Origin of the sequence: Pseudomonas berkeleyensis (genome assembly GCF_014109765.1) — a bacterium.
Classification (GTDB): Bacteria; Pseudomonadota; Gammaproteobacteria; order Pseudomonadales; family Pseudomonadaceae; genus Aquipseudomonas; species Aquipseudomonas berkeleyensis.
The window spans coordinates 4,206,909-4,233,485 of the sequence record NZ_CP059139.1; the positions used below are offsets into that span (position 1 = coordinate 4,206,909).

Sequence of the window (26,577 nt, forward strand, 5' to 3'; positions counted from 1 at the left end):
ACCTATGAAAGCTGTAAACACACAATAGCATGGAAAGCTGCTTGGCACCCATCCGAGCATGGGGTACCGTCCTTTGCACTGCATCGGGCAAGGAGAACTCATGAGCCGCCGGCGTTTCTGGCTGAGCATAGGCATCGCAACATTGGCGGTGTTGTCGCTACTGATCTGCTATGCCGGCTATCTCGTGCAGCAACTGCTCGAAGAGCAACATATCGAGCTGGACTGGCACCGATCGAGCCTGTCCTGGCGCGGCCTACAACTGCATGACGTGAGCCTGACGCAGCACCAGGGCGGTGAGCTGCATGCACAGGTCAAACAATTGCAACTCTTCTGGCTGGCAAGCGAAGCGCCGCGCTATCGCCTCGTCGCACAGGGTCTGCAAGTCACCTGGCAACCTGCCCCGGCAGAGGTAGAAAACTCGGCCGACAGCGACTTCAGCGCCCTCTTCAACAACGCGCTCAACACCCTGCCCTGGCTGCCAAGACAGATCGATGTGCAGGACGCTCATGCCCAGCTGCCCTGCTACAGCGGCCAATGCACACTCGATGGCGACCTCAGCCTGCAGCATCTGAACGATGCATTGCAGTTGCACCTGCAGCTTGTGCGCGATAGCCACAGCGCGACACTGCAGGGGCAGTTGCAAGGACTCGGCAGTGCCCTGAACAGTCCACGCCAGTTACAGATGACCCTGCACCTCGACGCTCAGCAACAGATGGAGCTGCACAGCGACCTGCTCGCCCAGAACGATGCGCTGCAATGGGCTGGTAACCTGCTGCTCGCCCCCTTGCAGGAAATCGCCTGGGTCGGCGCCTGGCTGAGCGAATGGACGCCGCTTGACGCTACCAACCTGCCAACGACACCGCAGCAGGCCGGCGTCATTGCCCAGTGGCAGCTGCAACTGCCGCAGGCCACCCGCCAGCTCGGCGAACTGTTGGCCGCGCCGGGATGGCTACGTGTCGACGCCCAACTGCCGCAGCCATGGCCGCTGCCGGGCGTTGGCCTGATCAGCGGTGAACTGCAGCTCGACCTGCTCAACACCACTGGCCTGTGGCAAGCCCGCAAGCTGCACGGCAACCTGCAACTCGACACGCAGGACACGCCCTGGCTGGACGCCCTGCCAAGCGGCTTGCAACCCCGCCAGTTGCAGATGCAACTCACACCACTGGAGAGCAGCCTCGACAACGAACTAGCCGTACAACTGAAGCTTGCCGGACAAGGAGCACTCGAGCTGCAGGTCAATGCCGAGCTCGGCCTGCAACAGTCCCCTGACTGGTCGTTGAACGTGCGCCAGTTGCAACTCGATGCCCGTAGTAAGCGCGTGGATCTGGCAGGCAATCGTGCAGATGGCCTGCAGCTGAACCTGGGCCTGACCGGCAGCGCTAACACACAGCTGCTGCAAGTATCCCTCACCGGCAACTCTCGCCTGGATATCCAGCGCCTGCACAGCAGCGATCTGGAGCTGCAACAGACTCGACTGACACTCGCCAACCTCGGCATTGCTGGAGCGCCAAGCTCACCAACGCTGTCCGGGCCGTTGGCGCTGCACATACAGAGCCTGCAACACCCGCAATTGCAGGCGCAGGGCTGGCAATGGCAAGGCCAAGTGGAAGCTGAGAGCGCCAGCCAGAAACTCGACGGTGTCCTGCTGGCTGACTCGGGGCTAAGCATGGCGTTGAGCCTGAACCATACAGCCGATGCGCTGGGTCTGAGCGCCAAGCTCGACGAACTCTTCCTGCGCGCCGGCAACCCGCTGGCGCAAACCCTGGCCAACTGGCCGCCACTGTTGACGCTGGACAATGGCCGCATCCAGGCCGATGCCAGCCTGAATCTGCCCAGCGGCAAGCCCCTGCAACTGAGGGCGAACCTGAATGGCAAAGGCCTGGCCGGTATCTATGACCGCAGCACGTTGAGCGGGGTGGACGCCGAGCTGCAGCTGCAACTCGCTGGCGACCGCCTGGCGCTGGAACTGCCGAGCCTGAGCGCGAAACAGATCGACCCCGGCATCGCCCTCGGCCCCTTGCAGCTGCAGGCCAGCTATCAGGCCAGCCTGCAACACCCCATGGCCGGCAGCCTCAGCCATCAGCGCGCCGAACTGGGCATCCTCGGCGGCAGCCTGCGTCTGGAACCGGCGACCTGGGCCCTGGATCGCCCCAGCCAGTTGCTACCGCTGAAGCTCAGCGGCCTGGATCTGCAGGAACTGTTTCGCGTCTATCCGGCCGAAGGCCTGGAAGGCAATGGCCTGCTCGACGGCACGCTGCCGCTGCGCCTGGGCGACGCGATCAGCGTCGAGCAGGGGCTGATCGAAGCACGCGCCCCTGGCGGCCGCCTGCGCTTTCACTCGCCGCGCATCCGCGCCATGGGCCAGGCCAACCCGGGCATGAAGCTGGTCACCGATGCCCTGGAGGACTTCCACTACGATCTGCTCAGCAGTAGCCTCGACTATGATTCGTCCGGCACACTGCGCCTTGGTATGCGTCTACATGGACAGAATCCGGCCATCGAACAGGGCCGGCCTATCCACTTCACCATCAACCTGGAAGAAGACATTCCGACCCTGCTGGCCAGCCTGCAACTGACCGACAAGGTCAGCGACATCATCCAGCAACGGATTCAGCAACGGATGCGCCAGCGTGTCCCCCAAGAGTCAAAGGAGTAGCGCCATGCGCACGTACCGCCTCCTCGCAGCCCTGAGCCTGGGTCTGCTCTGCCAGGCCTGTACCCCGACGGTGCAGCTGGCCATGCCCAACGAGCCGATCAACATCAACCTCAACGTCAAGGTCGAGCACGAGATCTACATCAAGGTGGACAAGGCGCTGGACAATGTCTTCAACGAAGACAGCGGTCTCTTCTAAGGAGAAGCATGATGATTCGATACCTTTCGACCCTGCTGCTGGCATTGACCCTGAGCCTGCCGGCCTATGCACTGAACCTCAACCAGGCCATGAGCGCGCTGGGCGACGCCAAGGCCAGCGGCCAGCTGGGCGAGCAACCCAATGGCTATCTGGGTGTGATCAAATCCGGCGGCCAGGCCGACGAGATCGCTCGCCTGATCAACCAGGCGCGTCGTGCCGAATATCAAAAGGTGGCCAAAGACAACGGCATCAGCCTGAGCGACGTGGAGGCCATCGCCGGCAAGAAGGCCATCGAGCGCACGCCCAAGGGCCAGTTCATCCAGCTGAACGGCCAGTGGCTGCAGAAGTAGAAAGCCTGTGGTAGAAACGAAAGAACCCGCCTAGGCGGGTTCTTTGCTTTGTGCGAACGGTGATCAGGCGCCGGCTTTGCTCACGGCGTCCTTGATCAGCGTTTGCAGTTCGCCCTTCTCGTACATCTCGGTGAGGATGTCGCTACCGCCGACCAGCTCACCGCCAACCCACAGCTGCGGGAAGGTCGGCCAGTTGGCGTACTTCGGCAGGTTGGCACGGATTTCCGGATTTTGCAGGATGTCGACGTAGGCGAACTTCTCGCCGCAGCCCATCACCACCTGGGCAGCACGGGCGGAGAAGCCACACTGCGGGGCATTGGGCGAGCCTTTCATGTACAGCAGAACGGTGTTGTTGGCGATCTGCTCTTTGATGGTTTCGATGATATCCATGGGGCACCTCAGCATAGACTTCGCGACCCGACGGTCGCCACGGTGGCGCGATTGTAGCGAAAAACCGAGCGTAATGCTCGGCCTTGCAATCGCCCCATAACATCAAGACAACCCTGGATTTCACTCGGGCTACGCGGCCACCACCTCCACCGGCACACCATTGAGCACGGCATTGCCGGACAGCGCATCGAGCCGGCGCTCGTCGGTCAGGTCATTGGCACTGGCGCCCGGTTGTGCACAGGCAATATCCATCTGCACCCCAGGTCGGGCATGGCCCCAACCATGGGGCAGGCTGACCACACCCGCCATCACTTCATCGCTGGCGGCCACCTCCACCTCGATGCTGCCGACGCGCGAACGCACCTGTACGCGCTGACCATCGGCCAGGCCGCGGCTGGCCAGATCCGCCGGGTTCATCAACAGCTGATGACGTGGCTTGCCCTTCACCAGGCGGTGATAGTTGTGCATCCAGGAATTGTTGCTGCGTACATGGCGGCGGCCGATCAGCAGTAGTTCATGGGCAGCAGGCTGCTCCTGCTCGGCGAAGCGTGCCAGATCCGCCAACAACTGTTCGGGTGCGGCCTGCACCACTTTGCTCGGAGTTTTCAGTCGTGCCGCCAGATTCGGTTGCAAAGGCCCCAGGTCGAGCCCATGCGGATGTTCGCGCAACGCAGCCAGGCTGAGCTTGTGCTCACTGCGATCACCATAGGGGCCGAAGCGCAGGCCCATATCGATCATCTGCTCCGGCGCCAGGGTCGGTTTCAGCTCGAGGTTGTTGCGCGCCGCAAAGGCCTTGGCCAGGCCCACGAAGATTTCCCAGTCGTGCAGCGCACCGTCTGGTTTGGCCAGGATCGCCTCGTTGAAACGGGTGACGTTACGCACGGCGAACACATTGAAGGTGGTGTCGTAGTGATCGTGCTCCAGCGGTGCGGTTGGCGGCAGGATCAGGTCGGCGTAACGGGTGGTCTCGTTGATGTAGAAATCCACCGAGAGCATGAAGTCCAGGCCGTCCAACGCCTGCTCCAGCTGCCGTCCATTGGGCGTGGACAACACCGGATTGCCAGCCACCGTGACCAGGGCGCGAACCTGCCCCTCGCCCGGCGTCAGCATCTCTTCGGCCAGCGCCGAAACCGGCAGCTCGCCGCCATATTCCGGCAGGCCGGACACACGGCTCTGCCAGCGATTGAAATGACCACCCGAGGTGCTCGCCACCAGATCCACCGCTGGTGACGTGCAGAGCACACCGCCCGAGCGATCGAGGTTGCCGGTCACCAGATTGATCACCTGCACCAGCCACTGACAAAGCGTGCCGAACGCCTGGGTGGAAACGCCCATACGGCCGTAGCACACCGCCTTGTCCGCGGCAGCGAAATCCCTCGCCAACTGGCGGATGGTGGCGGCCGGCACGCCACAGCGCGAACTCATGGTTTCGGCATCGAAGCCGGCGATGGCTTCGCGCACCTGCTCCAGCCCCTCCACCGGCAGATGGCTTTCACGCGCCAGGCCTTCCTCGAACAAGGTATTCAACAATGCCAGCAGCAGCGCGGCATCACTGCCAGGGCGCACGAACAGGTGCTGATCGGCGATGGCCGCGGTTTCGCTGCGACGCGGATCGACCACCACCAGCTTGCCGCCGCGGGCCTGGATGGCCTTCAGACGCTTTTCCACATCCGGCACGGTCATGATGCTGCCGTTGGAGGCCAGCGGGTTGCCGCCCAAGATCAGCATGAAATCGGTGTGATCGATATCGGGAATCGGAATCAGCAGGCCGTGGCCATACATCAGGTGGCTGGCCAGGTGGTGCGGCAGCTGATCCACCGACGTGGCGGAGAAGCGATTGCGGGTTTTCAGCTGACCGAGGAAATAGTTGCTATGGGTCATCAGCCCATAGTTATGCACGCTGGGGTTGCCCTGATACACGGCCACGGCGTTCTGTCCGTGCTCGGACTGGATCGCGCTCAGACGCTCGGCTACCAGATCGAAAGCCTCATCCCAGCCGATGGCCTGCCACTGCTCGCCAATGCGGCGCATGGGCTGGCGGATACGGTCAGGGTCGTTCTGGATGTCCTGCAGCGCAACGGCCTTGGGGCAGATATGGCCGCGGCTGAAGCTGTCCTGGGCATCGCCCTTGATCGAGCGAATCTGCGTGCTACCGTCGGTTTGAGCTTCGGTTTCGATGGCGAGCCCGCAGATGGCTTCGCACAGATGGCATGCACGGTAATGGAGGGACTTGGTCATGGCCTGGCCTCTTGTTCTGATCCGAGACGACCGGTCAGGTCGCAGGTCATGAACTATGGGCCGAGCACGGAGGCGACGCCAGCAGCGTTCGTCTCATGAATCGGCAGGCATCAAGCCTGCCGATTCAGGGTCGCGACTGTCCGGATTAACGGATGGAGGTCACGGTGCCCTTGTTACCGGTAACGTTGACGCTAACGGTCTTGTACACGAAGTAATCCTGAACGTTCACTTCGTAACGCGGGGCGACGATCACGTCGGCACCCGAGGCCTTGACTGCCTTGTAGGCAGCTGCGGACTTGGCGGAAGCGACCGGGTCGAGACCCAGTGCGAAACCACCCTCGCCACCACCGTAGGTCACGCCATCGGCGAACTGAGTGTCACCACCCAGCTTGAACACACCGAACAGGATGTTCACCGAAGATTGACCGGAGATGGGCTCGCCCACTTTCACGTCGGCCTTGAGGTTAGTCTGCACGGTGCCGTTCAGCGGAACGGTCGGCTGGCTAACGTTCTGGCTGGCACAGCCAGTCAGCAAGGCGAGAGCGGAGAAAGCGGCGGCGTAGGCTACGTGTTTCATGCAAAACTCCTTTGCACATATATTCCATGGATGTCCCCGTTGCGGGGGCAATGCATTGCCTTGGAAAGGCGGCGGCATCCTAGAGGCCCGTTCTAGAGCGGCGCAAGCGAGGATTTCAGTTTTGTGACATCTCGCACGCAGCTTTGGGAAAAGGCTTACAAAACAGGATTTTGTATGCCAGAGGGCGGCAATTTGCGCCGTCTCGTCATTTCCTTATAAGATCGCGCCTTCCCCTGTTTCGTCGCACCCTGCGGCCTCCTGCCGCAAGCTCTGCTGTTTTTGTCGGTTTTGATCGCCGGCCATGGGCTTGCGAGCTGTTGTGATAAAGGTAGTTAACGATGAGCGTCAGACACTTTCTCTCGATGATGGATTACACACCGGACGAACTGGTGGGGCTGATCCGCCGAGGCATCGAGCTGAAGAATCTGCGCAATCGTGGCGTGCTCTTCGAGCCACTGAAGAATCGCGTGCTGGGCATGATCTTCGAGAAGGCCTCGACCCGCACCCGCCTGTCCTTCGAAGCCGGCATGATCCAGCTCGGCGGCCAGGCCATCTTCCTCTCGCCACGCGACACCCAACTGGGCCGTGGCGAACCAATCGGCGACGCCGCCATCGTCATGTCGAGCATGCTCGATGCGGTGATGATCCGTACCTTCGCCCATAGCAACCTCACCGAGTTCGCGGCCAAATCCAGGGTTCCCGTCATCAACGGCCTGTCCGATGACCTGCACCCCTGCCAGTTGCTGGCCGACATGCAGACCTTCCTCGAACACCGCGGCAGCATCGCCGGCAAGACGGTGGCCTGGATCGGCGACGGCAACAATATGTGCAACTCCTATATCGAAGCGGCGATCCAGTTCGATTTCCAACTGAGGGTCGCCTGCCCTGCTGGCTACGAGCCGGACGCACGCTTCCTGGCCCAGGCTGGCGACCGTGTGCAGGTCGTGCGCGATCCGCGTGAAGCGGTCGCCGGCGCCCATCTGGTCAGTACTGACGTGTGGGCCTCCATGGGCCAGGAAGACGAAGCCGAGCAGCGCATGGCGTTGTTCCGCCCCTACCAGGTCACCCGTGATCTGCTCGATGCGGCAGCTGAAGACGTGCTGTTCATGCACTGCCTGCCGGCGCACCGTGGCGAAGAAATCAGCTTCGACCTGCTCGACGACCCGCGTTCAGTGGCCTGGGATCAAGCCGAGAACCGCCTGCACGCTCAGAAAGCGCTGCTGGAACTGCTGGTCGAGCCGGCGTACCACCACGCATGAGCCAGCCCCTGCTGCAGCTACGCGGGCTGAACTGCGGCTACGCACACAAGGTGGTACAGGATCTCGACCTGCACCTCAACGCCGGCGATATTGGCTGCCTGCTCGGCCCGTCCGGCTGCGGCAAGACCACCACGCTGCGCGCCATTGCCGGCTTCGAGCCGGTACTCGAAGGTGAGATCGAGCTGGCCGGCGAGGTAATCTCCCGCGCCGGTTTCACCCTGGCACCGGAGAAGCGCCACATCGGCATGGTATTTCAGGACTACGCCCTGTTCCCCCACCTGAGCGTGGCGGAGAACGTCGCCTTCGGCATTCGCAAGCAACCCAACGCCGAGCGCGTGACTCAGGAACTGCTGGCGTTGGTCAAGCTCGGCCATCTGGCCAAGCGTTATCCACACGAGCTGTCTGGCGGCCAGCAGCAACGCGTCGCCCTGGCACGTGCACTGGCACCGGAACCCAAGCTGTTGCTGCTGGACGAACCCTTCTCCAACCTCGATGGCGAACTGCGTCGGCGCCTCAGCCATGAGGTGCGCGAGATTCTCAAGGCACGCGGCACCAGCGCCATTCTGGTCACCCACGATCAGGAAGAAGCCTTCGCCGTCAGCGATCATGTTGGCGTGTTCAAGGATGGTCGCCTGGAGCAATGGGACACGCCGTTCAACCTCTACCACGAGCCGCTGACCCCCTTCGTCGCCAGCTTCATCGGCCAGGGTTATTTCATCCGCGGCCAGTTGCTCAGCCCGGAAACGGTGCAAACCGAACTCGGCGTGATCCGTGGCAACCGCGCCTATACCTGGGCTCAGGGCAGCGCAGTGGATGTGCTGCTGCGCCCAGACGACATCGTCCCGGACGAAAACAGTGGCCTGAAGGCGCGTATCGTTGGCAAGACCTTCCTTGGCGCGGCTACCCTTTACCGCCTGCAACTACCGACCGGCAGCCAACTGGAGTCGATCTTCCCCAGCCATGCCGACCACCAGCCGGGCGACGAAGTGGGTATCCGCATCGCCGCCGACCACCTGGTGGCCTTCCCGGCCCTCGGCAGCGTCGCCGCTCAATTGCAGCTGAGCGACTCCGGCGGCGTACGCCGGGTCAGCAGCAACTGATCAGAGCATCAGCTGGCCGCTGGCGATATGCCGCGCATGGCCAGCGATCTTCACCCGCTCACCTTCCAGACGACAGAGCAGCTCACCGCCACGTGCCGAACACTGGAAGGCGCTGAGCGTGTTGCGGCCCAGGCGCTCGACCCAATAGGGCATGAGGATGCAATGGGTCGAGCCGGTGACCGGGTCTTCATCGATGCCGATAGTCGGTGCAAAGTAACGCGAGACGAAGTCGTGCTGTTGCCCAGCGGCCGTGACCAGTACACCCAGCCCAGGCAACGTGGCTAGCGCTGGCAGGTTCGGTTTCAACTCACGAAGTTCGGCTTCGGATCCCAAGACGACCATCAGCTCCTGCACGCCGCCATCGGCGTTGCCCAGCGCCAGCACCTGTTCCACCTGGCGCTCCAGGGCACTTTCGGCTTGCTCGCGTAGCGCCTGCGCCACCACGGCCGCGCGGCGCACCGGGAAATCCAGCTCCAGGCGCTTGCCCTGCCGGGTGACCTGCAGCGCTCCGGACAAGCAGGTAAATTCCAGCACGTCGGCCGGTTCCTGATAGATGTCGAACAGCACCTTGGCAGCCGCCAGAGTGGCATGCCCGCACAGCGGCACTTCGCTGACCGGCGTGAACCAGCGGATATGCCAGGCGTTGCCCTCCTTCACCACGAACGCCGTCTCGGCCAGATTGTGCTCGGCGGCGATACGCTGCATCAGCGCCTCGTCGAGCCAATGTTCAAGGCGATAGACGATGGCCGGATTACCGGCGAAGGGCTGATTGGTGAAGGCGTCGATCTGATGAAATTCGAGAGACATGGGGCTTTCCTGGCCGGTTCTGAGAATTCAGAGCATGCCCAGTTTGCCGGTAGCGAACCCCGTACAGCCGAGCTGTATTTTTCCCGAACAGTAGACGTCAGCGAATGCCGTAGCGCCGTAACAGTTGCTCCATGCGCCCGTCCTCACGGAAACGCTGCAGCCCCTGTTCGAACAGCTGCGCATAACGCGCGCTCTCGGGCAGTCCTGGGGCGAATGCCAGGTAGATGGGAATATCCGGCTGACGGCAACCCACTTCCACCACCTCACCATGCAGGTAGCGCTCGCTGAGCAGCGCCTGCATCACCCAGGCATTTTCCACCAGCACATCGATACGACCATGACGCAGTTTGCGCAGGTTGCTGATCAGCGCGCGGTCGCCGGTCATCAGTTGTACGTGATCCAGGTCATGGTGGTTACGCAGATACAGATCGAGTTCGGCGCCGTAGCTGTAGCCGTTGATCGCGCCGAGACGCACGGCCTGCAACGACTCCAAGCCCTTGTAGCGCCAGGCTCCACCGCGCAGGGCGTAGAAGCACATGCGCGAAATACCGGGGGCGCTGGGCGTGAAGATGAAATCCGGCGCATCCTGCACACCAGCGCCAATCAGCGCACCCAGCTTGCCGCGACGGGTATCGTGCACCGCGCGCGCCCAGTTGATGACGCGATACTCCACCTCGATACCGGACTCGGCAAAGATCTGCTCGGCCAACTCGACGAAGAGGCCACGTTTCTCCACATCCGCGGCACAGTTGATCGGGCACCATAGATCGCCGGCAATCACCAGCTTCTCCGCCCGCGCCAGCCCACTGCAAAAAAGCAGCAGTGACAGCATCATGCCGACGCCCACTCTGCTCAGCAGGGAGCGCACCGGGACGAGCCTTGTCACGCTTCGCTGCGCACCCGTTTCACCGCATCCAACCAACCGGCATAGAGCCGCTCGCGGTGCACTTCGTTCATTCGCGGCTCGAAGCGCTGCTGACGATGCCAATGGCTGGCAATGGCATTGAGGTCTTGGTACAGGCCGAGCTGCAAACCCGCGAGATAGGCCACGCCAAGCGCGGTGGTCTCGGTGACCTCGGGGCGCTCGACACTGACGCCGAGGATGTCGGCGAGAAACTGCATGACCCAGTTGTTCTCCACCATGCCGCCGTCCACGCGCAAGGCGCTGGGCGCCGCCGCGCCGTCCTGGCGCATGGCTTCGAGCAGGTCGCGGGTCTGGTAGCACACCGACTGCAGGCCGGCGGTGACGATCTCCTTGATCCCGGTGTCGCGGGTCAGGCCGAAGATGGCGCCCCGCGCCTTGGGATCCCAGTACGGCGCACCAAGTCCGGTGAAGGCCGGCACCAGGTACACGCCGCAGGCCTCGCCGGTGGCTTCGGCCAACGCCTCGCTTTCACGCGCATGACTGATCAGCTTGATGCCGTCGCGCAACCACTGCACCGCCGCGCCCGCCACGAAGATGCTGCCCTCCACGGCGTAGGTGACCTTGCCATCGAGACGGTAACCGACCGTGGTCAGCAGGCGATTCTTCGAGCTCACCGGCTGGTCACCGGTGTTCTGGATCATGAAGCAGCCGGTGCCGTAGGTACTTTTGACCATCCCAGGTTCGAAGCAGGCCTGGCCGATCAGTGCCGCCTGCTGGTCACCGGCCATGCCCAGCACCGGGATACTGGCGCCGAGCAGCTCGCTGTCGGTGTGACCGAACTCGGCCGCGCAATCGAGCACTTCCGGCAACAGGCTGGCAGGGATATCGAACAGCTTGAGCAGCTCTTCGTCCCACTGCTGGGTATGGATGTTGAACATCAGCGTGCGCGAAGCGTTACTGGCATCGGTGCGATGTACCTTGCCATCGGTCAGGCGCCACAGCAGGAAGCTGTCGACGGTGCCGAAGCGCAGCTCGCCGCGTTCGGCACGCTCACGGGCGCCGGGCACGTTATGCAGAATCCAGCGCAGCTTGGTGGCGGAGAAATACGGGTCGATCAGCAGGCCCGTCTTGGCCGAAACCATTGCCTCATGACCGTCACCCTTGAGCCCGGCGCAATAATCGGCGGTGCGGCGATCCTGCCAGACGATGGCAGGATGGATGGGCGTACCGCTGACGGCGTCCCAGACCAAAGTGGTTTCGCGCTGGTTGGTGATGCCGATGGCCGCGATCGCCTCAGGCTGCAGGCCGCTGCTGGCAATGGCATCACGGCACACCTTGAGCGTGGACAGCCAGATTTCCTGACCATCGTGTTCGACCCAGCCATCCTGCGGAAAATACTGCTTGAACTCCTGCTGGGCACGCGCCACCGGCAGTCCCTGGGCACTGAAGATGATGGCGCGAGAACTGGTGGTGCCCTGGTCGATGGCTAGCAGGTATTGGGACATGAAGATTCCTTGTTGTTATCGATAGCGTTCGCTGCTGTTGACCGCAAAATGGCTCATTTTGCTTGAAGCATACTGTGCGACTCAGGGCTTGCCGATAGCCGCGAAGTGGCCCTGGGTGTGCTGCGCCAGGGTCTTGGCCGAGAGCTCCAGTTCCAGTCCGCGCCGGCCGCCGCTGACATGAATGGTCGGGTGCTGGCGCGCCGATTCGTCAATGAACGTGCGCAGGCGTTTCTTCTGCCCCAGCGGGCTGATACCGCCGACCAGATAACCGGTGGCGCGCTGCGCAGCCATCGGATCGGCCATGTCGGCCTTCTTCGCGCCAGCCGCCGCGGCCAACGCCTTGAGATCGAGACTGCCGGCAACCGGCACCACGGCCACCAGCAGTTCACCTTTCTCGGTCGCCGCGAGCAGAGTCTTGAACACGCACTCCGGGGCCAGACCGAGCTTCTCCGCCGCCTCCAGCCCGTAAGATGGCGCCTTGGGATCGTGCTGGTAGCTGTGCACACGGTGTTCGGCCTTGGCCTTCTTCAACAGATCGATTGCTGGAGTCATGTTCGAATGTGAAAACGCTGCGAAAGATACCCTACATTAACAGGCCGAAATCCTCCGCATCTACAGCCTATAATGGGTGACCCTCACAGGAAGCGCTCATGAATCTCGCTCCCCGCCAGCACGACATCCTCAACCTCGCCCGCGAACGCGGCTACGTCAGCATCGACGAGCTGGCTCAGGCCTTCGCCGTCACCCCCCAGACCATTCGCCGCGATATCAACCAACTGGCCGAGCATGGTCTGTTGCGCCGCACGCATGGTGGCGCGGCCTGCGAATCCTCGAGCATTCAGAACACCGCCTACGGCATGCGCGCCGGGCAGATGCGCGATGAAAAACAACGTATCGCCGAGGCCGTGGCAGCGCAGATTCCGGATCACGCCTCGCTGTTCATCAACATCGGCACCACCACCGAGGCCATTGCCCGCGAACTGCAGAACCACAAAGGCCTGAAGATCATCACCAATAACCTGCACGTCGCTGCCCAGCTCAGCGCCAAGGCCGACTTCGAAGTGCTGGTGGCCGGCGGTACGGTACGCAGCGACGGCGGTATCGTCGGCCAGGCTGCCGTGGACTTCATCCAGCAGTTCAAGGTCGACTACGCGATCGTCGGCATCAGCGGCATCGACGACGACGGCAGCCTGCTCGACTTCGATTACCAGGAAGTGCGGGTTTCCCAGGCCATCATCGACAATGCCCGCCAGGTCTTTCTCGCCGTCGACTCCAGCAAGTTCGGCCGTAATGCCGTGGTACGCCTGGGCTCCATCGCCCTGGTCGACCGCGTCTTCACCGATAGCGCACCTTCTGCCGCCATCACCCGCCTGCTGCACAGCCACAAGGTTCAGCTCGATCTGGTCTGATTGGTCTCTCGACGGCTATCGCGTAGGGCGGGTGCAACCCGCCAGCAACGTATCGGCGGGTTGCACCCGCCCTACTACAAACCCACCCCTGAACTACCGCTCGGCGCGCAATCGCGTGTCGGGGTAGCGAAGCTGCGCATCTTCGTCTAGCATATTTTCGAAAGTGAACATAAACACATTCGAATTCAAATAGCCGAGCGTGCCACATGCCCCACGACCAGTTCGCCAGCCCCGTTGCGGAAGTCTATGACCTCGCCGTTGTTGGCGGCGGTATCAACGGTGTGGGCATTGCAGCCGATGCGGCCGGTCGCGGCCTGTCCGTGTTCCTTTGCGAAAAGGACGACCTGGCCAGCCACACCTCTTCGGCCAGCAGCAAGCTGATCCATGGCGGCCTGCGCTATCTGGAACATCATGAATTTCGTCTGGTACGCGAAGCACTGGCCGAGCGCGAAGTGCTGCTGGCCAAGGCGCCGCATATCGTCAAACCGATGCGCTTCATCCTGCCGCATCGCCCACACCTGCGCCCGGCCTGGATGATTCGCGCCGGCCTGTTCCTCTATGACCACCTGGGCAAGCGCGAGCGCCTGCCAGCTTCGCGCGGCCTGCGTTTCGGCGCCGGCAGCCCATTGAAGGCGGAAATCAGCCGCGGTTTCGAATACTCCGACTGCTGGGTGGACGACGCCCGCCTGGTGGTACTCAACGCCATGGCCGCACGGGAAAAAGGCGCGCACATTCATCCGCGCACGCGTTGCGTCAGCGCCCGGCGCAGCAAAGGGCTGTGGCATATCCACCTGGAGCGCAGCGACGGCAGTCTGCTGTCGATTCGCGCACGCGCCCTGGTCAATGCCGCCGGCCCCTGGGTCGCCCGCTTCATCCGCGAGGATCTCAAGCAGCAATCGCCTTATGGCATTCGCCTGATTCAGGGCAGCCATATCGTCGTGCCACGGCTGTACGACGGCGAGCAGGCCTACATCCTGCAGAACGAAGACCGCCGCATCGTCTTCGCCATTCCTTATCTGGAACGCTTCACTCTGATCGGCACCACCGACCGCGAGTACCAGGGCGACCCCGCTCAGGTGGCGATCACGGCAGAGGAAACCGATTACCTGCTCAAGGTGGTCAATGACCACTTCAAGCAGCAGCTCAGCCGTAGCGATGTGCTGCACAGCTTCGCCGGCGTGCGCCCGCTGTGCGATGACGAATCCGATGAGCCCTCGGCCATCACTCGCGACTACACCCTGTCACTCTCCGGGGCGCCGGGCGAAGCACCGCTGCTGTCGGTATTCGGCGGCAAGCTGACCACCTACCGCAAGCTGGCCGAGTCCGCCATGCAACAACTGGCGCCGCACTTCACCAAACTGGGCCCGAGCTGGACAGCCAGCGCCCCATTGCCCGGCGGCGAAGATCTGCAAAGTCAGAGCACATTGGTCGAAGCACTCTGCGAGCGCTACGGTTGGCTGCCCACCAGCCTGGCCAGGCGCTGGGCCACCAGTTATGGCAGCCGCACCTGGCGTCTGCTCGATGGCGTGCACAACCTCACTGACCTCGGCGAACACCTCGGCGCCGGCCTCTACACCCGCGAAGTGGATTACCTGCGCCGCGAAGAGTGGGCGCGCAGCAGCGCCGATATTCTCTGGCGGCGTAGCAAGCTGGGCCTGTTCATGACCCCGGCGCAGCAGTCCCGCCTGCAAGACTATCTGCGCAGCCGCGACCCGCATTCGGCTCACGCCGCCTGAATTCTGCGTGCCCCATGCCCCGCTCTGCGGGGCTTTTTTATGGGCGGAAAAAAATAAATCACGCCCGCCAATTAACCGTTTGAGTCACGCAGGAACTTTCAGCAACTTTTTTATTACGGCAATTCAATAACTTGGCACCTTGATGCAGAATAAAAACATTCTTATTCGGTTTTATTTTTACTTATGTTTCAAATACTTAGGTTTGACATAAAGAAAAACGGAGCCGAAAATTCAAGGCCATCACGGTCATTGAAGCTGCAGGAGCGAACATGAAAGGCGACAAGAAGGTCATTCAACACCTGAACAAGATTCTTGGTAACGAACTGGTCGCCATCAACCAGTACTTCCTGCATGCGCGCATGTACGAAGACTGGGGCTTGAAGAAACTCGGCGAGCACGAGTATCACGAGTCCATCGACGAGATGAAGCATGCCGACAAACTGATCAAGCGCATTCTCTTCCTCGAAGGCATTCCCAACCTGCAGGATCTGGGCAAGATCCTGATCGGTGAAAACACCAAGGAAATGCTCGAGTGCGACCTGAAGATCGAGCACAAGGCCCACGGCGACCTCAAAGCTGCCATCGCCTACTGCGAGAGCGTCGGCGACTACGCCAGCCGTGAACTGCTGGAAGACATTTTGGAGTCCGAAGAAGAGCACATCGACTGGCTGGAAACCCAACTCAGCCTGATCGAAGCCGTCGGCCTGCAGAACTACCTGCAGTCGCAGATGGACGAATGATCCAACTGCGCTAACAAAAACGGGAGCCAATGGCTCCCGTTTTTTGTTGCCTTTCATCCCTGGCAACAACCCTGCGAACCGCCACAAGCGACGTCAAAAATTGCTCCCAGCAATTTTTTATTGCCACCCTCCACTGCTTCAGGCAGTTCGCAGGGGACTTTCGGCTCTTCGCTCTAGCACCTCGTTGCCACCGAAGCGCGGCCTGAAAGCTCCGTAGGGTGCGCCGTGCGCACCGCCACGGAACCCTGGATCAATGCGCGTCCTGCCGCACCTCGTTTTCCTTGACCCGGAACCACGCCGCATACAGCGCCGGCAGGAACAGCAGGGTCAGCGCCGTGGCAACAACCAGGCCGCCCATGATGGCCACCGCCATCGGCCCGAAGAACACGCTGCGCGACAACGGGATCATCGCCAGCACAGCCGCCAGGGCGGTCAGTACGATGGGCCGGAAACGCCGCACCGTCGCCTCGATGATCGCGTGCCAGCGATCCAGACCGTGACTGATGTCCTGCTCGATCTGATCCACCAGAATCACCGAGTTGCGCATGATCATCCCGGCCAGGGCGATGGTGCCGAGCATGGCGACGAAGCCGAACGGCTGGCGGAAGATCAGCAGGAACAACGTCACGCCAATCAGCCCCAGCGGCGCGGTGAGAAACACCATTGCCGAACGCGAGAAGCTCTTGAGCTGCAACATCAGCAGCGTCAGTACCACCACGATGAACAGCGGGATACCGGCGTTCACCGATTTCTGACCACGCTGCGAGTCTTCCACCGTGCCACCCACTTCCAGCAGGTAGCCATCCGGCAACTCGGCGCGAATCGGCTCCAGAGTCGGCAGGATCTGCTGCGTCAGGCTGGCCGGCTGCTCCTTGCCATAGACATCGGCCCGCACGGTGACGTTGGGCAGGCGATTGCGGTGCCAGATGATGCCTTCCTCGAAGCCGTACTCCAGCGTCGCCACCTGCGAAAGGGCCACGCTGCGGCCGCTGTCGGTCGGTACCGCGAGGCTCGGCAGCAAACTCAGTGCCTTGCGCTCCTGCGGCGTACCGCGCTGGAGGATTTCGATCAGTTCGTTGCCCTCGCGGTACTGGCTGACGCTGGTACCGGACAAGGAGCCCTGCAGGAAGCGCGACAGCTCGGCGGTATTGACCCCCAGGGCGCGGGCACGATCCTGATCGATATTGAGGATCACCACCTTGCTCGGCTCTTCCCAGTCCAGATGCACATTCACCACATGCGGATTCTCACGCACCTTGTCCGCCACCTGACGGGCCAGCGCGCGGACATCCTCGATGTGCTCACCACTGACCCGGAACTGGATCGGGTAGCCCACCGGCGGCCCGTTCTCCAGGCGACTGACGCGGCTACGCAGACTCGGGAACTCGTCGTTCATGACCTGGATCAGCCAGCCACGCAGACGCTCACGCTCCTCGATGCTAGAGGCCAGCACCACGAACTGGGCGAAGCTGGCCGCTGGCAACTGTTGATCCAACGGCAGGTAGAAACGTGGCGATCCAGTACCGACATAGGCCACATAGTTATCGATGCCGGTCTGCTCCTTGAGCAGTTTTTCCAGACGGTGCACTTCGGCCTCGGTCGCACTCAGCGAAGCGCCCTCTTCCAGCTTGATGTCGACCATCAGCTCCAGACGCCCGGAGGCAGGGAAGAACTGTTGCGGCACGAAGCGGAACAACAGCACCGAAGCGACGAACAGCGCAATGGTCAGCAGAATCACGATGCCCCGACGGCGCACGCACCACTCCACCGTGGCGCGAACGCGGCGATAGAACGGCGTCGAATAGGGGTCATGACCACTGGCGCTACCGCCATGCTTGGCCGCGTGCAGCTTGGCCAGATCCGGCAGCAGCTTGTCACCCAGATACGGCACGAACATCACTGCCGCGATCCACGAGGCGATCAGCGAAATGGCTACCACCTGGAAGATCGAACGGGTGTACTCGCCCGTACCGGATTGAGCCGTGGCAATGGGCAGAAAGCCGGCAGCGGTGATCAACGTCCCGGTGAGCATGGGGAAGGCGGTGCTGGTCCAGGCGAAACTGGCCGCCTTGAAGCGGTCATAGCCCTGCTCCATCTTGATCGCCATCATCTCCACCGCGATGATCGCGTCATCCACCAACAGGCCGAGCCCGAGCACCAGCGCGCCGAGAGAAATCTTGTGCAGACCGATGCCGAGGTAATACATAGCGGCGAATGTCATCGCCAGTACCAGCGGAATCACCAGCGCCACGACGAGGCCGGTGCGCACCCCGAGGGAGAAGAAGCTGACCGCGAGCACGATCACCAGCGCCTCCACCAGCACCTTGACGAACTCGCCCACGCCGGTTTTCACCGCCGCTGGCTGATCCGACACCTTGCGCAGCTCCATGCCCAGCGGCAGCGTCTGTTGCAGACGGGCGAACTCATCTTCCAGCGCCTTGCCCAGCACCAGAATGTCGCCGCCATCCTTCATCGACACGGCGATACCAAGGGCGTCCTCGCCCATGAAGCGCATGCGCGGCGCGGGTGGATCGTTGAAGCCGCGCTTGACCTCGGCCACGTCCGCTATACGGAACGTGCGGTCACCGACGCGAATGGGGAACTCGCGAATCTCCTCCACCGACTCGAAACGCCCGGTCACGCGCAGCTGGATACGCTCACTGGGCGTCTCGAAGAAGCCGGCGGCCGCCACTGCGTTCTGTGCCTCCAGCGCCTGTTGCACCGCCGACAGCGGCAGGCCGAGGGTCGCCAGCTTGGTGTTGGACAGCTCGATCCAGATCTTCTCATCCTGCAAGCCGACCAGCTCGACCTTGCCGACGTCCTTGACCCGCTGCAGTTGCAACTGCAGGCGGTCGGCGTAGTCCTTGAGCACGGCGTAGTCGAAGCCACTGCCGGTCAATGCATAGATATTGCCGAAGGTGGTGCCGAACTCGTCGTTGAAGAACGGCCCCTGGATGCCGGGCGGCAGCGTGTGGCGGATGTCGCTGATCTTCTTGCGCACCTGATACCACAGCTCGGGAATCTGCGAGCTGCGCATGGAGTCGCGCGCCATGAAGGTGACCTGCGACTCGCCCGGACGGGAGAAGCTGGTGATGCGGTCGTACTCGCCGGTCTCCATCAGCTTCTTCTCGATGCGCTCGGTGACCTGGCGCGACACCTCTTCGGCACTGGCACCCGGCCAGTTGGTGCGAATCACCATGGCCTTGAAGGTGAACGGCGGGTCTTCACTCTGTCCCAGCTTGGTATAGGACAGCGCACCGACCACGGCGAACAGCAGCATGATGTAGAGGACGATCTGGCGATGGCGCAGCGCCCAGGCAGACAGGTTGAAGCTCATGCGGGCTTACTCCTTGGCAGCCAGTTCGACGTTGCGGTTGTCGCGATCGACCGGGCGAACCTGCTGCCCCTCACGCAGAATCTGCACACCTGCTGCCACGACCCAATCGGAGGCGGAAAGCCCCTCCAGCACCGGCACACGCTCATCACCATAGGCGCCAACACGTACCAGACGACGCTGCACGGTGTGCGCCTTGGGATCGACGACCCAGACGAACGGCTGATCCTGCTCGGCACTGAGTGCCGACAGCGGCACGGCCAGCGGCACCTCGCCATTGCTGGCAATGAAAACCCGTGCGCTCTGCCCCAGTTCGGCCGGCACCTTCCCCTCGGTAAAGGCGACACGGGCGGCAAAGGTACGCGATTGCGGATCGGCCGCGGGCGCCATCTCGCGGATGCGACCGGGGAAGCGCTGATCAGGCTGCGACCACAGCTCCACCTCGACTGCCTGGCCAATCTCGAAACGCCCGAAGCTCTGCTCCGGCAGGCTGATCGACACCTCTCGCTCGCCGTCGGCAGCCAGGGTGAAAACGGTCTGGCCGCCGGCCACGACCTGCCCCACCTCGACCGCACGCCGTGCGATCACGCCGTCCTGCGAGGCGCGCAGCACGGCATAGTCGGTCTGGTTGCGGGCCACGTCGTACTCGGCCTTGACCTGCTTCAGACGGGCTTCGCCGGCGCGGTACTGGTTTTCGATATTGTCGAATTGCGAGCGACTGACAAGATTGCGCTCGAGCAGCGTCTTGTAGCGCTCACGCTCGGCACGCACGGTCTGCAAGTTGGCATCGGCCGCGGCCATTTGCGCGCGGGTGGCTTCCAGCTGCAGGCGCACGTCCTGCGGGTCGAGTTCGGCCAGCGCCTGATCCTTCTTCACCCGGTCACCGACATCCACCATGCGCTTGCTCACCTTGCCGCCGATACGGAATGCCAGCTCCGGCTCGTAACGGGCGCGCACTTCTCCCGGATAACTGTCGACCAGAGCGGTGGCCGGCTGCGGCTGCACCACCATGGCAGGCCGGATCGGCTGCTCCATCTGCTCGCTATTGCCGCAGGCAGACAACAGAAATACGAGACCCAGAGATGCAACAAGCGGGAGAACGTGGCGAGACATGTGTAAGACCTTTCGGAGAAGGTTTCGGGCTGCCTCCCAAAGCTGACTGCCTAGCCAATGCTTTTGGAGATACCCTTTGGAATATTTGTACTGCCGGGTATAGTAAAAATAGCAAACTCGCCAGTCCAGTATTAAAATCCGCCAATGCCTGACAAGTTGTTACAACCTTCCGGTCCCGGCCGTCCGAAGGATCCCGCCAAACGCCTCGCCATTCTCGAAGCGGCCAAGAGCCTGTTTCTGCGCAATGGTTACGATGGCAGCAGTATGGACGCCATCGCCGCTGAGGCTGGTGTTTCCAAGCTCACGGTGTACAGCCACTTCACCGACAAGGAGACGCTGTTCTCCGCTGCGATCAAGGCCAAATGCGAAGAGCAGCTCCCCGAGCTGCTCTTCGAACTGCCGGATAACGTGCCGCTGGAAAGCCAGCTGATAGGGATCGCGCGCGGCTTCCTGGCGCTGGTCAACAGCCGCGAATCGGTAGAAATGCACCGGATGATGGTGATCCTGGCCAGCCAGGGCTCGAAGCTGTCGCAGATGTTCTACGAAGCCGGCCCCAAGCGGGTGCAGGAAGAGATGGAAGTGCTACTGCACAAAGCCGCCAAGCGCGGCCTGCTGAACCTGGATGATCCGCATCTGGCCGCCGATCACTTCTTCAGTCTGCTCAAGGGCGGCGCACATTTCCGCCTGCTGATCGGTTGCGGCGAACCGCTGGAAGGTGAAGCCGCCGAACATCATGTGCAGGACGCGGTGCAACTGTTTCTGCGCGCCTACAGGCCCTAAGCGCCGGCTTCCAGCTTCTTCTTCGGGTAGATGTCGTAACGGCTGGATTTACCCTCCAGCACGTAGCCCGGCTTGCCCCCCTCGATTGCCGGTGCCTTGCGCGGGCGCTTGACCACTACACGATGAGTGGCCAGCGCCAGCGCCGCTTCGAGCAATGCCGGCGCATCCAGGTCGTCCCCCACGAAGGGACGGAACAAGCGCATCTCCTTCTTCACCAGCGCGCTCTTGTCGCGATGTGGAAACATCGGATCGAGATAGATCACCTGCGGCGCCTCGCCCTGCCAGTTGCGCATCAGCTCGATGGCATTGCCGGTGAACAGGCGCATACGCTCTGCGATAGGCGCCACTTCGAGGTCGAGCGCCGCACGCTGCAGCCCGTCCTCCAGCAGCGCAGCGACCAGCGGTTGGCGTTCGATCAGGGTCATTCTGCAACCCAGACTGGCCAACACGAACGCATCGCGCCCTAGGCCTGCCGTTGCGTCGAGAACGTTCGGCCGAACACCCGGCTGCACACCCACCGCCTTGGCGATCATCTGCCCACTGCCGCCGCCAAACTGACGCCGGTGCGCCGCGGCGCCCTCGACGAAATCCACCCGCACCGGGCCGGGCGCCTTGTCGCCCAGCTCCACCAGTTGCAGCCCATCGTCACCCAATTGCAGGGCGAACTCGGTTTCCCCCTCCTGCGCCAGCCCCAGGCGAGACGCCCATCGGGCGGCCGCTTCGGCGTACTGAGGATGCAAGGTTTGGATACGGATGCTGGCGTTGTGCCGCTCGTCGGTCATTGGCTCGTTCTGCTCAAAAATCACTCAAACCATCAGCCGCCTGGCCGATATCGAAGAAGCGGCATTCTGCCAGACCCGGCCGCCGACAGCCGCATCGAGTGCAAACATGTTCGACGCCCTCTCCGCTCCACGCCCAAGCAGCAGCCCTGCCAGCCCTCGCCCACTGGACGATGAGCTCGACAGCGCGGCGCATGAGTCGATCAATTATCAGATCCTGCGCCGTACCCTGGGTATTGAAGACGAGCAGAAACCGGGGGAAATTGCTCGCGAGCTGCGGGAAACCGCCGCGCCACCTGCCGTAGCCAGCAGCGCAGCCGCCGTCAGCCAGGCGGTCATCGAGCAGCGCGGCCTGGAGTTGAATGTCAGCGTGGGCCAGGCGCCCCAGCAGGTCGACCCATTGGTGCTGGATCTGGCTGGCAACGGATTCTCCACCAGTGGTCTTGGCCGTGCGGTGCGTTTCGATCTGGATACCGATGGACGTATGGATTCGATCAGCGTGCCCACCGGCGACGACGCGCTACTGGCGCTCGATCGTAACGGCAACGGGCGCATCGACGATGGCCGCGAGCTGTTTGGCGATCAGCACGGCGCCGCCAACGGTTTCGCCGAGCTGGCGCGCTTCGACGACAACGGTGACGGACGTATCGATGCTGCCGATGCGGTATTCCACCAGCTACGTCTGCTGCGCTTCGACAGCCAGGGCCGTCAGCATCTGCAAACGCTCGGTGAAGCCGGCGTCAGCGCCATCGACCTGCGCGCCCGCGATGTCAGCATCGCTCTCGGCGCCTACGACCAGATCGCGCAACTGGGGCAGTTCGAATTCGCCGATGGACGCAGCGGTCAGGCGGCCGATCTGCTGTTAGCCAAGCGCTAGTCGCGCCGCGCCGACATACGAGCAGGGTGCGCCGTGCGCACCGGGAATCACGCGGTGCTTGCTGGGTGCGCACGGCACACCCTACGTAAAGCCGCCCTACGGATCACAAGCGCCTCAGCGGCACATCCGCCACATTCCCATATCCACGTGAAAGTGGTCACGGTGCGCAGCGTTGTATTCAGGGCCGAGGGTGACATTGAAGCTGTCGCAAGCCGCTGCCTGCACCAGACGCAGGAAACGCGCCTTGTCGTCCTCCCGTGGCCAATCCCGCAGCACGCTGATGTGCTGACCGTCGCGCAGACGGAAGCCGACCATATCCAGCGCATTGGCATAGGAGTGCTGGCTGGGCCGCTGACTGCCGGCAATGCTGCGGCAGGCGAAGCTGCCAACGTGTTCGACACGGGTCACCGGCTGACCGAACACGGCCTGCGCCGCAGGTTGCAGCCCATGTCGCTCGAACAGAGCGAAGCTCACCGCCAGCGGGCAGGTGGCCATGAAGCTGCTGCTAAGGCCAACCCTGGCCCCCTGGATGCGCACGGCATTCTCCACCGGGCAACCTGGGTGCGGCGTGCTGTCAGGCAGGCGCGTGACACGCAACTCGGAAGTCGCCAGGGCCAGGTCGCACAATTCGCGATCTTCGCTCAGGCGCCAGAGTTTGAAAGGCGTCAGCAGGTTCGGCGTCTCTCTTACATCCAGCGGCGCCCAGGGGTTGAAACGCGGCGCGACATCCAGCCAACCACGCCACAGCGCCAGCAGCAGCGCCGCACCCAGTAGCACGGAGAGAAACAGCAAACGGCCGATTATCCGTATCAGCATATTCATCCCTTATCAGAGCAAGCCGAGCTGCTCCAGTTCCGGCTCCGTCTTCAATACCGGCAACTCAGGCAAACCAGGCAGGCGCTGGATCAATTGCTCGTGAAAACGCCGCGCCAGCTCGGGCGCCAGGCGATTGTCCGAGGTATGGGCAAACACGTAAGGGCGTAGCCCCTGCTCGATCCAGCCGGCGACCTTGTCCAGCCAGGGCGTCATGAAGGGATCGTTGGCCAGCAGCTCCGGGTGACCGATGAAGCGCAGCTGCGGGTTCTGGCTGAACGCCGCAGGCCGGGTTGGCAGACGCGGCTTCTTGGCCTGTGCGTGCAGTACCGCAGGCGCCTGCGAGTCGCAACTGAACAGCGCGCGCGAATCCAGGCAGATGCGCTCGACGCCCCGCTCATGCAACAGGCGATTGAGCAGGCGCTCGGCATCGCCCTTGGCGAAGAATTCCGGGTGGCGCACTTCGACGGCCAGCGGCCAATCACCCCATTGCTCGATGAATGCAGCGAGCTCGGCCAGACGTGAGGGGCCGAAGCTGGCCGGCAGCTGCAGCCAATAAGGTGCTACCCGTGCCCCAAGCGGTGCCAGCAATTGGCGAAACTGCTCGACCTCATCCAGTTGCTGGCAAAGGTCACCACCGTGGCTGATGTCGCGGGGCAGCTTGGCGCAAAAGCGGAAGTTCTCCGGCATCTGCTCGGCCCAACGCGCAACGGTCTGCTCGGAAGGCCGCGCGTAGAAGGTGGTATTGCCCTCCACGGCATTGAACACCTGTGCATAGCAGGCGAGAAAATCGCCAGAGCGGGTATCGTCCGGATAGAGCGTGGAGCGCCAGGTAGCCTCGCTCCATGAAGGGCAACCAAGATGATAGGGAAAGGCTGAGGTCATCGAATGGGTAACAACGATACGCCGTTAGGCGTAGAGGTCGAGCCCGAGTACTTCCTGGGCGTCGTAATCATTGGCGTAGGCAGCCGTGGTGCTGTAACTGGCAAGCGCCTGCGCGGCGCGACTGCCCGGTGCAGGCTGGGCGTAGGTGGCATCCTGCGCACGCGTCGGCAAGCTGTCGTTACCGGCGCTGCTGGCTTGTACCCGACGAATCTGCGGCGCCTGCTCCAGCCCCTGGCTACTGGCAGGTGCTGCCGGCTGCTCACGCTGCGCCTCGACCTCCCGCTGTGCCTCACGATAAGGCGTGACCGCAGTCCCCGAACGGGGGCCGCGATCTGGCGAGTAAGGAGGTAGGTAACCGTCGATCCGCATCTAGGACTGCTCGGTAGGCTCGGCTGAACAAGTGACAATGCTGGCAATGTAGCGGCGAGCACGGGTGTTGGCAAATACCGCGAGCCTGCTGGCGATCAGCATCCGACCAGTTGTCACGCGGGTGGCGCCTTGGGCGTGGCGACCTGATCGCGCAGGTATACCGGCTGTGCCTGATCGGCCGGCAATGCCTCGCCACGGGCCCAGGCGAAACGAGCCAGGCTCAGCAGGTCTTCGGCATGCGGCAGCAGGCTGCCATCCATGGCCGCCGGCTTGAGGGCGATACGTGACGCGAAAGTGCCCCAGCCGGTACCGGCCCCAAACCATTCGCCACTGCTGCCGCGCGGCGCCTCGGCCTGCTCCGGCGGCAGCACCGCTTCCTGCCCGAGCAAGCGCATCTCGCCGGCCTCGACGCGGTAGCAACCCCAGTAGACCTCGTCCATGCGCGCATCGATGGCCGCAGCCACCTGAGTCGCGCCCTGCTCCCGCAGCGCACGCTGAGCGAGCACGGCCAGGTTCGATACCGGCAGCACCGGTCGATCCAGTGCGAAGGCCAGGCCCTGCACGACACCGATGGCGATGCGCACGCCGGTGAAGGCACCAGGGCCGCGACCGAAGGCGATCGCATCCAGTTGTGCCGCGGCGATCCCCGCCTCGCCCAGCAGTTGCTGAATCATCGGCAGCAGGCGCTGAGCATGCAGACGCGGCGCCACTTCGTAGTGGCTGAGCACGCGACCGTCATGCAGCAGTGCGACGGAACAGGCTTCGGTAGCGGTATCCAGGGCCAGGAGAGTGGTCATTGCATTCGGACAGCTGAAGAAAAAGAGCCGGCATTAGACCGGCTCGGGGATTTTTTTTCCAGCGCCACGACAGCCTCTGACTGCCACCGAATGACCAGCGGAGGTCAGCCTGGCCTTACCAGGGCTCGACCACCGGCTCGGCGTCCCAGCCTTTCAGCGGCGCCTTGGACCACGTGCCGTAACCGGCGTTGGGGAACACGATCCACTCGACGCCCCACTTATCGGACTCCTCGGCGACGGTCTTGCGCTGGGCATCGAGCGGCGTCTTGCGGAAGCGGGCATCGAAGTCATGCAGCGTGTCGCCCAGCAGCATGATGATCTGATGATCGGCACTGACGATGGCGCGACGTTCGACCTTGGGTGGCCCCAGCAGCAGCACGCTCTCTTCAGACACCTGCGGCAGGCCCAGCTTGCTCAGAGTGGCCAGGGTGTACTTCTTCTGTTCATCGGCGCGATCGGAGATGTAGCGGATAGTCACACCGAGCTTGTCGGCGTGCTCGAGGAATTTCTTCGCACCAGGAATCAACTCCGGCGTGCCATCGCGCTCCCAGGGCAGCCAGGTGTCCCAGGCGTCGTACTGGTGACAGTTGGCCAGGTCACGCGCGAGCAGAGCACTGTTGTCGATCACGGTTTCATCTAGGTCAGTGACGATGGCCAGCTTCGACGGATCTTTCGCCGCAGCCACGGCCTTGTCGAGTTTCTCCGTGGCGATGTTGTAAGCCTGCAGCTGCAGCGCCTGGACTTCCGCCGACTGCTGCTGAAAGCGCAAGCCCATGGTGAATTCGGCGACGGAACAGTCGGCCTTGCCCTGTGCGGTGGAGTCGGCGAATGCCAGCGGAGTGGCCAGCAGCGATACCGCAAGGCCCAGCCAGATGCGTTTCTCGGTCATTGAATGCCCTCTTCTATTGGTTCACGTATCAACTCCCTCCGGCGCCGGCCGGAGGTTCGCATCGTCGATACTAGTCGGCCGATGTTGCGCGGCCATGCTTGAGAGCGACCAGA

At 62.7% G+C, this 26,577-nt stretch carries 25 protein-coding genes; 10 read left to right on the forward strand and 15 right to left on the reverse strand.

All coding sequences use genetic code 11. The features are described from left to right. Nucleotides 1-100 precede the first annotated feature (100 nt). Genes HS968_RS19495 through HS968_RS19505 form a run of 3 tightly spaced genes read left to right on the forward strand, consistent with a single transcriptional unit; the run spans nt 101 to nt 3,202 of the window. Nucleotides 101-2,656 (forward strand): intermembrane phospholipid transport protein YdbH family protein, encoded by a 2,556-nt coding sequence (locus tag HS968_RS19495; protein ID WP_182368280.1) that lies wholly within the window; start codon nt 101-103, stop codon nt 2,654-2,656. A gap of 4 nt (nt 2,657-2,660) precedes the next feature. Next, nucleotides 2,661-2,852 carry a YnbE family lipoprotein gene (locus tag HS968_RS19500; RefSeq protein WP_013716754.1) on the forward strand — a complete coding sequence of 64 codons (192 nt, stop codon included), beginning with the start codon at nt 2,661-2,663 and terminating at the stop codon, nt 2,850-2,852. An 11-nt stretch (nt 2,853-2,863) separates the two neighbouring features. Beyond that, nucleotides 2,864-3,202: a YdbL family protein gene (locus HS968_RS19505; protein ID WP_119693248.1), complete on the forward strand. Its 339-nt coding sequence runs from the start codon at nt 2,864-2,866 to the stop codon at nt 3,200-3,202. 63 nt (nt 3,203-3,265) lie between these two features. On the opposite strand, the gene grxD is transcribed toward HS968_RS19505, so the two are convergent. From grxD to HS968_RS19520, 3 genes are all read right to left on the reverse strand, one after another. Next, nucleotides 3,266-3,592: a Grx4 family monothiol glutaredoxin gene (gene grxD / locus HS968_RS19510; RefSeq protein WP_013716756.1), complete on the reverse strand. Its 327-nt coding sequence runs from the start codon at nt 3,590-3,592 to the stop codon at nt 3,266-3,268. 129 nt (nt 3,593-3,721) lie between these two features. Further along, nucleotides 3,722-5,830, reverse strand: coding sequence for a molybdopterin oxidoreductase family protein (locus tag HS968_RS19515; RefSeq protein ID WP_182368282.1), 2,109 nt, complete (start codon nt 5,828-5,830; stop codon nt 3,722-3,724). 145 nt (nt 5,831-5,975) lie between these two features. Then, a complete protein-coding gene (locus HS968_RS19520; protein WP_021490288.1) occupies nt 5,976-6,407 on the reverse strand; it encodes a hypothetical protein in 432 nt (143 codons plus the stop codon). Nucleotides 6,408-6,745: 338 nt separating this feature from the next. On the opposite strand from HS968_RS19520, the gene argF reads away from it, so the two are divergent. Both argF and HS968_RS19530 read left to right on the forward strand, forming a co-directional pair. After that, nucleotides 6,746-7,666, forward strand: a complete 921-nt coding sequence (argF, locus tag HS968_RS19525) for an ornithine carbamoyltransferase (RefSeq protein ID WP_182368284.1) — start codon at nt 6,746-6,748, stop codon at nt 7,664-7,666. Further along, nucleotides 7,663-8,766 carry an ABC transporter ATP-binding protein gene (locus HS968_RS19530; RefSeq protein WP_182368286.1) on the forward strand — a complete coding sequence of 368 codons (1,104 nt, stop codon included), beginning with the start codon at nt 7,663-7,665 and terminating at the stop codon, nt 8,764-8,766. The genes argF and HS968_RS19530 overlap by 4 nt, the downstream gene beginning before the upstream one ends. Here the strand turns inward: HS968_RS19530 and HS968_RS19535 are convergent, their stop codons facing one another. The 4 genes from HS968_RS19535 to ybaK form a co-directional block, all read right to left on the reverse strand. Continuing rightward, entirely contained in the window at nt 8,767-9,573 is an 807-nt protein-coding gene (locus HS968_RS19535; RefSeq protein WP_182368288.1) for a PhzF family phenazine biosynthesis protein, read from the reverse strand. A 97-nt stretch (nt 9,574-9,670) separates the two neighbouring features. After that, entirely contained in the window at nt 9,671-10,408 is a 738-nt protein-coding gene (locus HS968_RS19540) for a substrate-binding periplasmic protein (protein WP_182368289.1), read from the reverse strand. A gap of 47 nt (nt 10,409-10,455) precedes the next feature. Then, nucleotides 10,456-11,943 carry a glycerol kinase GlpK gene (gene glpK, locus HS968_RS19545; protein ID WP_182368291.1) on the reverse strand — a complete coding sequence of 496 codons (1,488 nt, stop codon included), beginning with the start codon at nt 11,941-11,943 and terminating at the stop codon, nt 10,456-10,458. Nucleotides 11,944-12,024: 81 nt separating this feature from the next. Beyond that, nucleotides 12,025-12,495, reverse strand: coding sequence for a Cys-tRNA(Pro) deacylase (ybaK, locus tag HS968_RS19550; protein WP_182368293.1), 471 nt, complete (start codon nt 12,493-12,495; stop codon nt 12,025-12,027). Between the two features lie 98 nt (nt 12,496-12,593). Here ybaK and HS968_RS19555 point away from each other — a divergent pair, with 98 nt between their 5' ends. The 3 genes from HS968_RS19555 (at nt 12,594) to bfr (ending at nt 15,828) form a co-directional block, all read left to right on the forward strand. Further along, nucleotides 12,594-13,352, forward strand: coding sequence for a DeoR/GlpR family DNA-binding transcription regulator (locus HS968_RS19555; RefSeq protein WP_119693254.1), 759 nt, complete (start codon nt 12,594-12,596; stop codon nt 13,350-13,352). A gap of 206 nt (nt 13,353-13,558) precedes the next feature. Beyond that, nucleotides 13,559-15,088 carry a glycerol-3-phosphate dehydrogenase gene (gene glpD, locus HS968_RS19560; protein WP_182368295.1) on the forward strand — a complete coding sequence of 510 codons (1,530 nt, stop codon included), beginning with the start codon at nt 13,559-13,561 and terminating at the stop codon, nt 15,086-15,088. 269 nt (nt 15,089-15,357) lie between these two features. Then, the gene (bfr, locus tag HS968_RS19565; RefSeq protein ID WP_106736800.1) at nt 15,358-15,828 is read left to right on the forward strand and encodes a bacterioferritin; all 471 of its coding nucleotides are present in this window, start codon (nt 15,358-15,360) and stop codon (nt 15,826-15,828) included. Nucleotides 15,829-16,078: 250 nt separating this feature from the next. Here the strand turns inward: bfr and HS968_RS19570 are convergent, their stop codons facing one another. Both HS968_RS19570 and HS968_RS19575 read right to left on the reverse strand, forming a co-directional pair. Continuing rightward, nucleotides 16,079-19,165: an efflux RND transporter permease subunit gene (locus tag HS968_RS19570; protein WP_182368298.1), complete on the reverse strand. Its 3,087-nt coding sequence runs from the start codon at nt 19,163-19,165 to the stop codon at nt 16,079-16,081. Between the two features lie 6 nt (nt 19,166-19,171). Further along, nucleotides 19,172-20,275, reverse strand: a complete 1,104-nt coding sequence (locus tag HS968_RS19575) for an efflux RND transporter periplasmic adaptor subunit (protein WP_119693257.1) — start codon at nt 20,273-20,275, stop codon at nt 19,172-19,174. 144 nt (nt 20,276-20,419) lie between these two features. Between HS968_RS19575 and HS968_RS19580 the strand changes: the two genes are divergently transcribed. Then, nucleotides 20,420-21,055: a TetR/AcrR family transcriptional regulator gene (locus HS968_RS19580; RefSeq protein WP_182368300.1), complete on the forward strand. Its 636-nt coding sequence runs from the start codon at nt 20,420-20,422 to the stop codon at nt 21,053-21,055. On the opposite strand, the gene HS968_RS19585 is transcribed toward HS968_RS19580, so the two are convergent. Then, nucleotides 21,052-21,837: a class I SAM-dependent methyltransferase gene (locus HS968_RS19585; RefSeq protein WP_119693259.1), complete on the reverse strand. Its 786-nt coding sequence runs from the start codon at nt 21,835-21,837 to the stop codon at nt 21,052-21,054. The genes HS968_RS19580 and HS968_RS19585 overlap by 4 nt on opposite strands. A 106-nt stretch (nt 21,838-21,943) precedes the next feature. Between HS968_RS19585 and HS968_RS19590 the strand changes: the two genes are divergently transcribed. After that, nucleotides 21,944-22,711 carry a hypothetical protein gene (locus tag HS968_RS19590; RefSeq protein ID WP_238338863.1) on the forward strand — a complete coding sequence of 256 codons (768 nt, stop codon included), beginning with the start codon at nt 21,944-21,946 and terminating at the stop codon, nt 22,709-22,711. A gap of 114 nt (nt 22,712-22,825) precedes the next feature. On the opposite strand, the gene HS968_RS19595 is transcribed toward HS968_RS19590, so the two are convergent. From HS968_RS19595 to HS968_RS19615, 5 genes are all read right to left on the reverse strand, one after another. Continuing rightward, nucleotides 22,826-23,527: an extensin-like domain-containing protein gene (locus HS968_RS19595; RefSeq protein ID WP_182368302.1), complete on the reverse strand. Its 702-nt coding sequence runs from the start codon at nt 23,525-23,527 to the stop codon at nt 22,826-22,828. A gap of 12 nt (nt 23,528-23,539) precedes the next feature. After that, nucleotides 23,540-24,409, reverse strand: a complete 870-nt coding sequence (locus HS968_RS19600) for a DUF72 domain-containing protein (protein ID WP_182368304.1) — start codon at nt 24,407-24,409, stop codon at nt 23,540-23,542. Nucleotides 24,410-24,433: 24 nt separating this feature from the next. Continuing rightward, entirely contained in the window at nt 24,434-24,778 is a 345-nt protein-coding gene (locus HS968_RS19605; protein WP_106736808.1) for a hypothetical protein, read from the reverse strand. A 113-nt stretch (nt 24,779-24,891) separates the two neighbouring features. Beyond that, nucleotides 24,892-25,575: a tRNA (adenosine(37)-N6)-threonylcarbamoyltransferase complex dimerization subunit type 1 TsaB gene (gene tsaB / locus HS968_RS19610; protein ID WP_182368306.1), complete on the reverse strand. Its 684-nt coding sequence runs from the start codon at nt 25,573-25,575 to the stop codon at nt 24,892-24,894. A 115-nt stretch (nt 25,576-25,690) separates the two neighbouring features. Beyond that, nucleotides 25,691-26,464 carry a 5'-nucleotidase, lipoprotein e(P4) family gene (locus HS968_RS19615; RefSeq protein WP_182368308.1) on the reverse strand — a complete coding sequence of 258 codons (774 nt, stop codon included), beginning with the start codon at nt 26,462-26,464 and terminating at the stop codon, nt 25,691-25,693. Nucleotides 26,465-26,577: the final 113 nt, after the last annotated feature.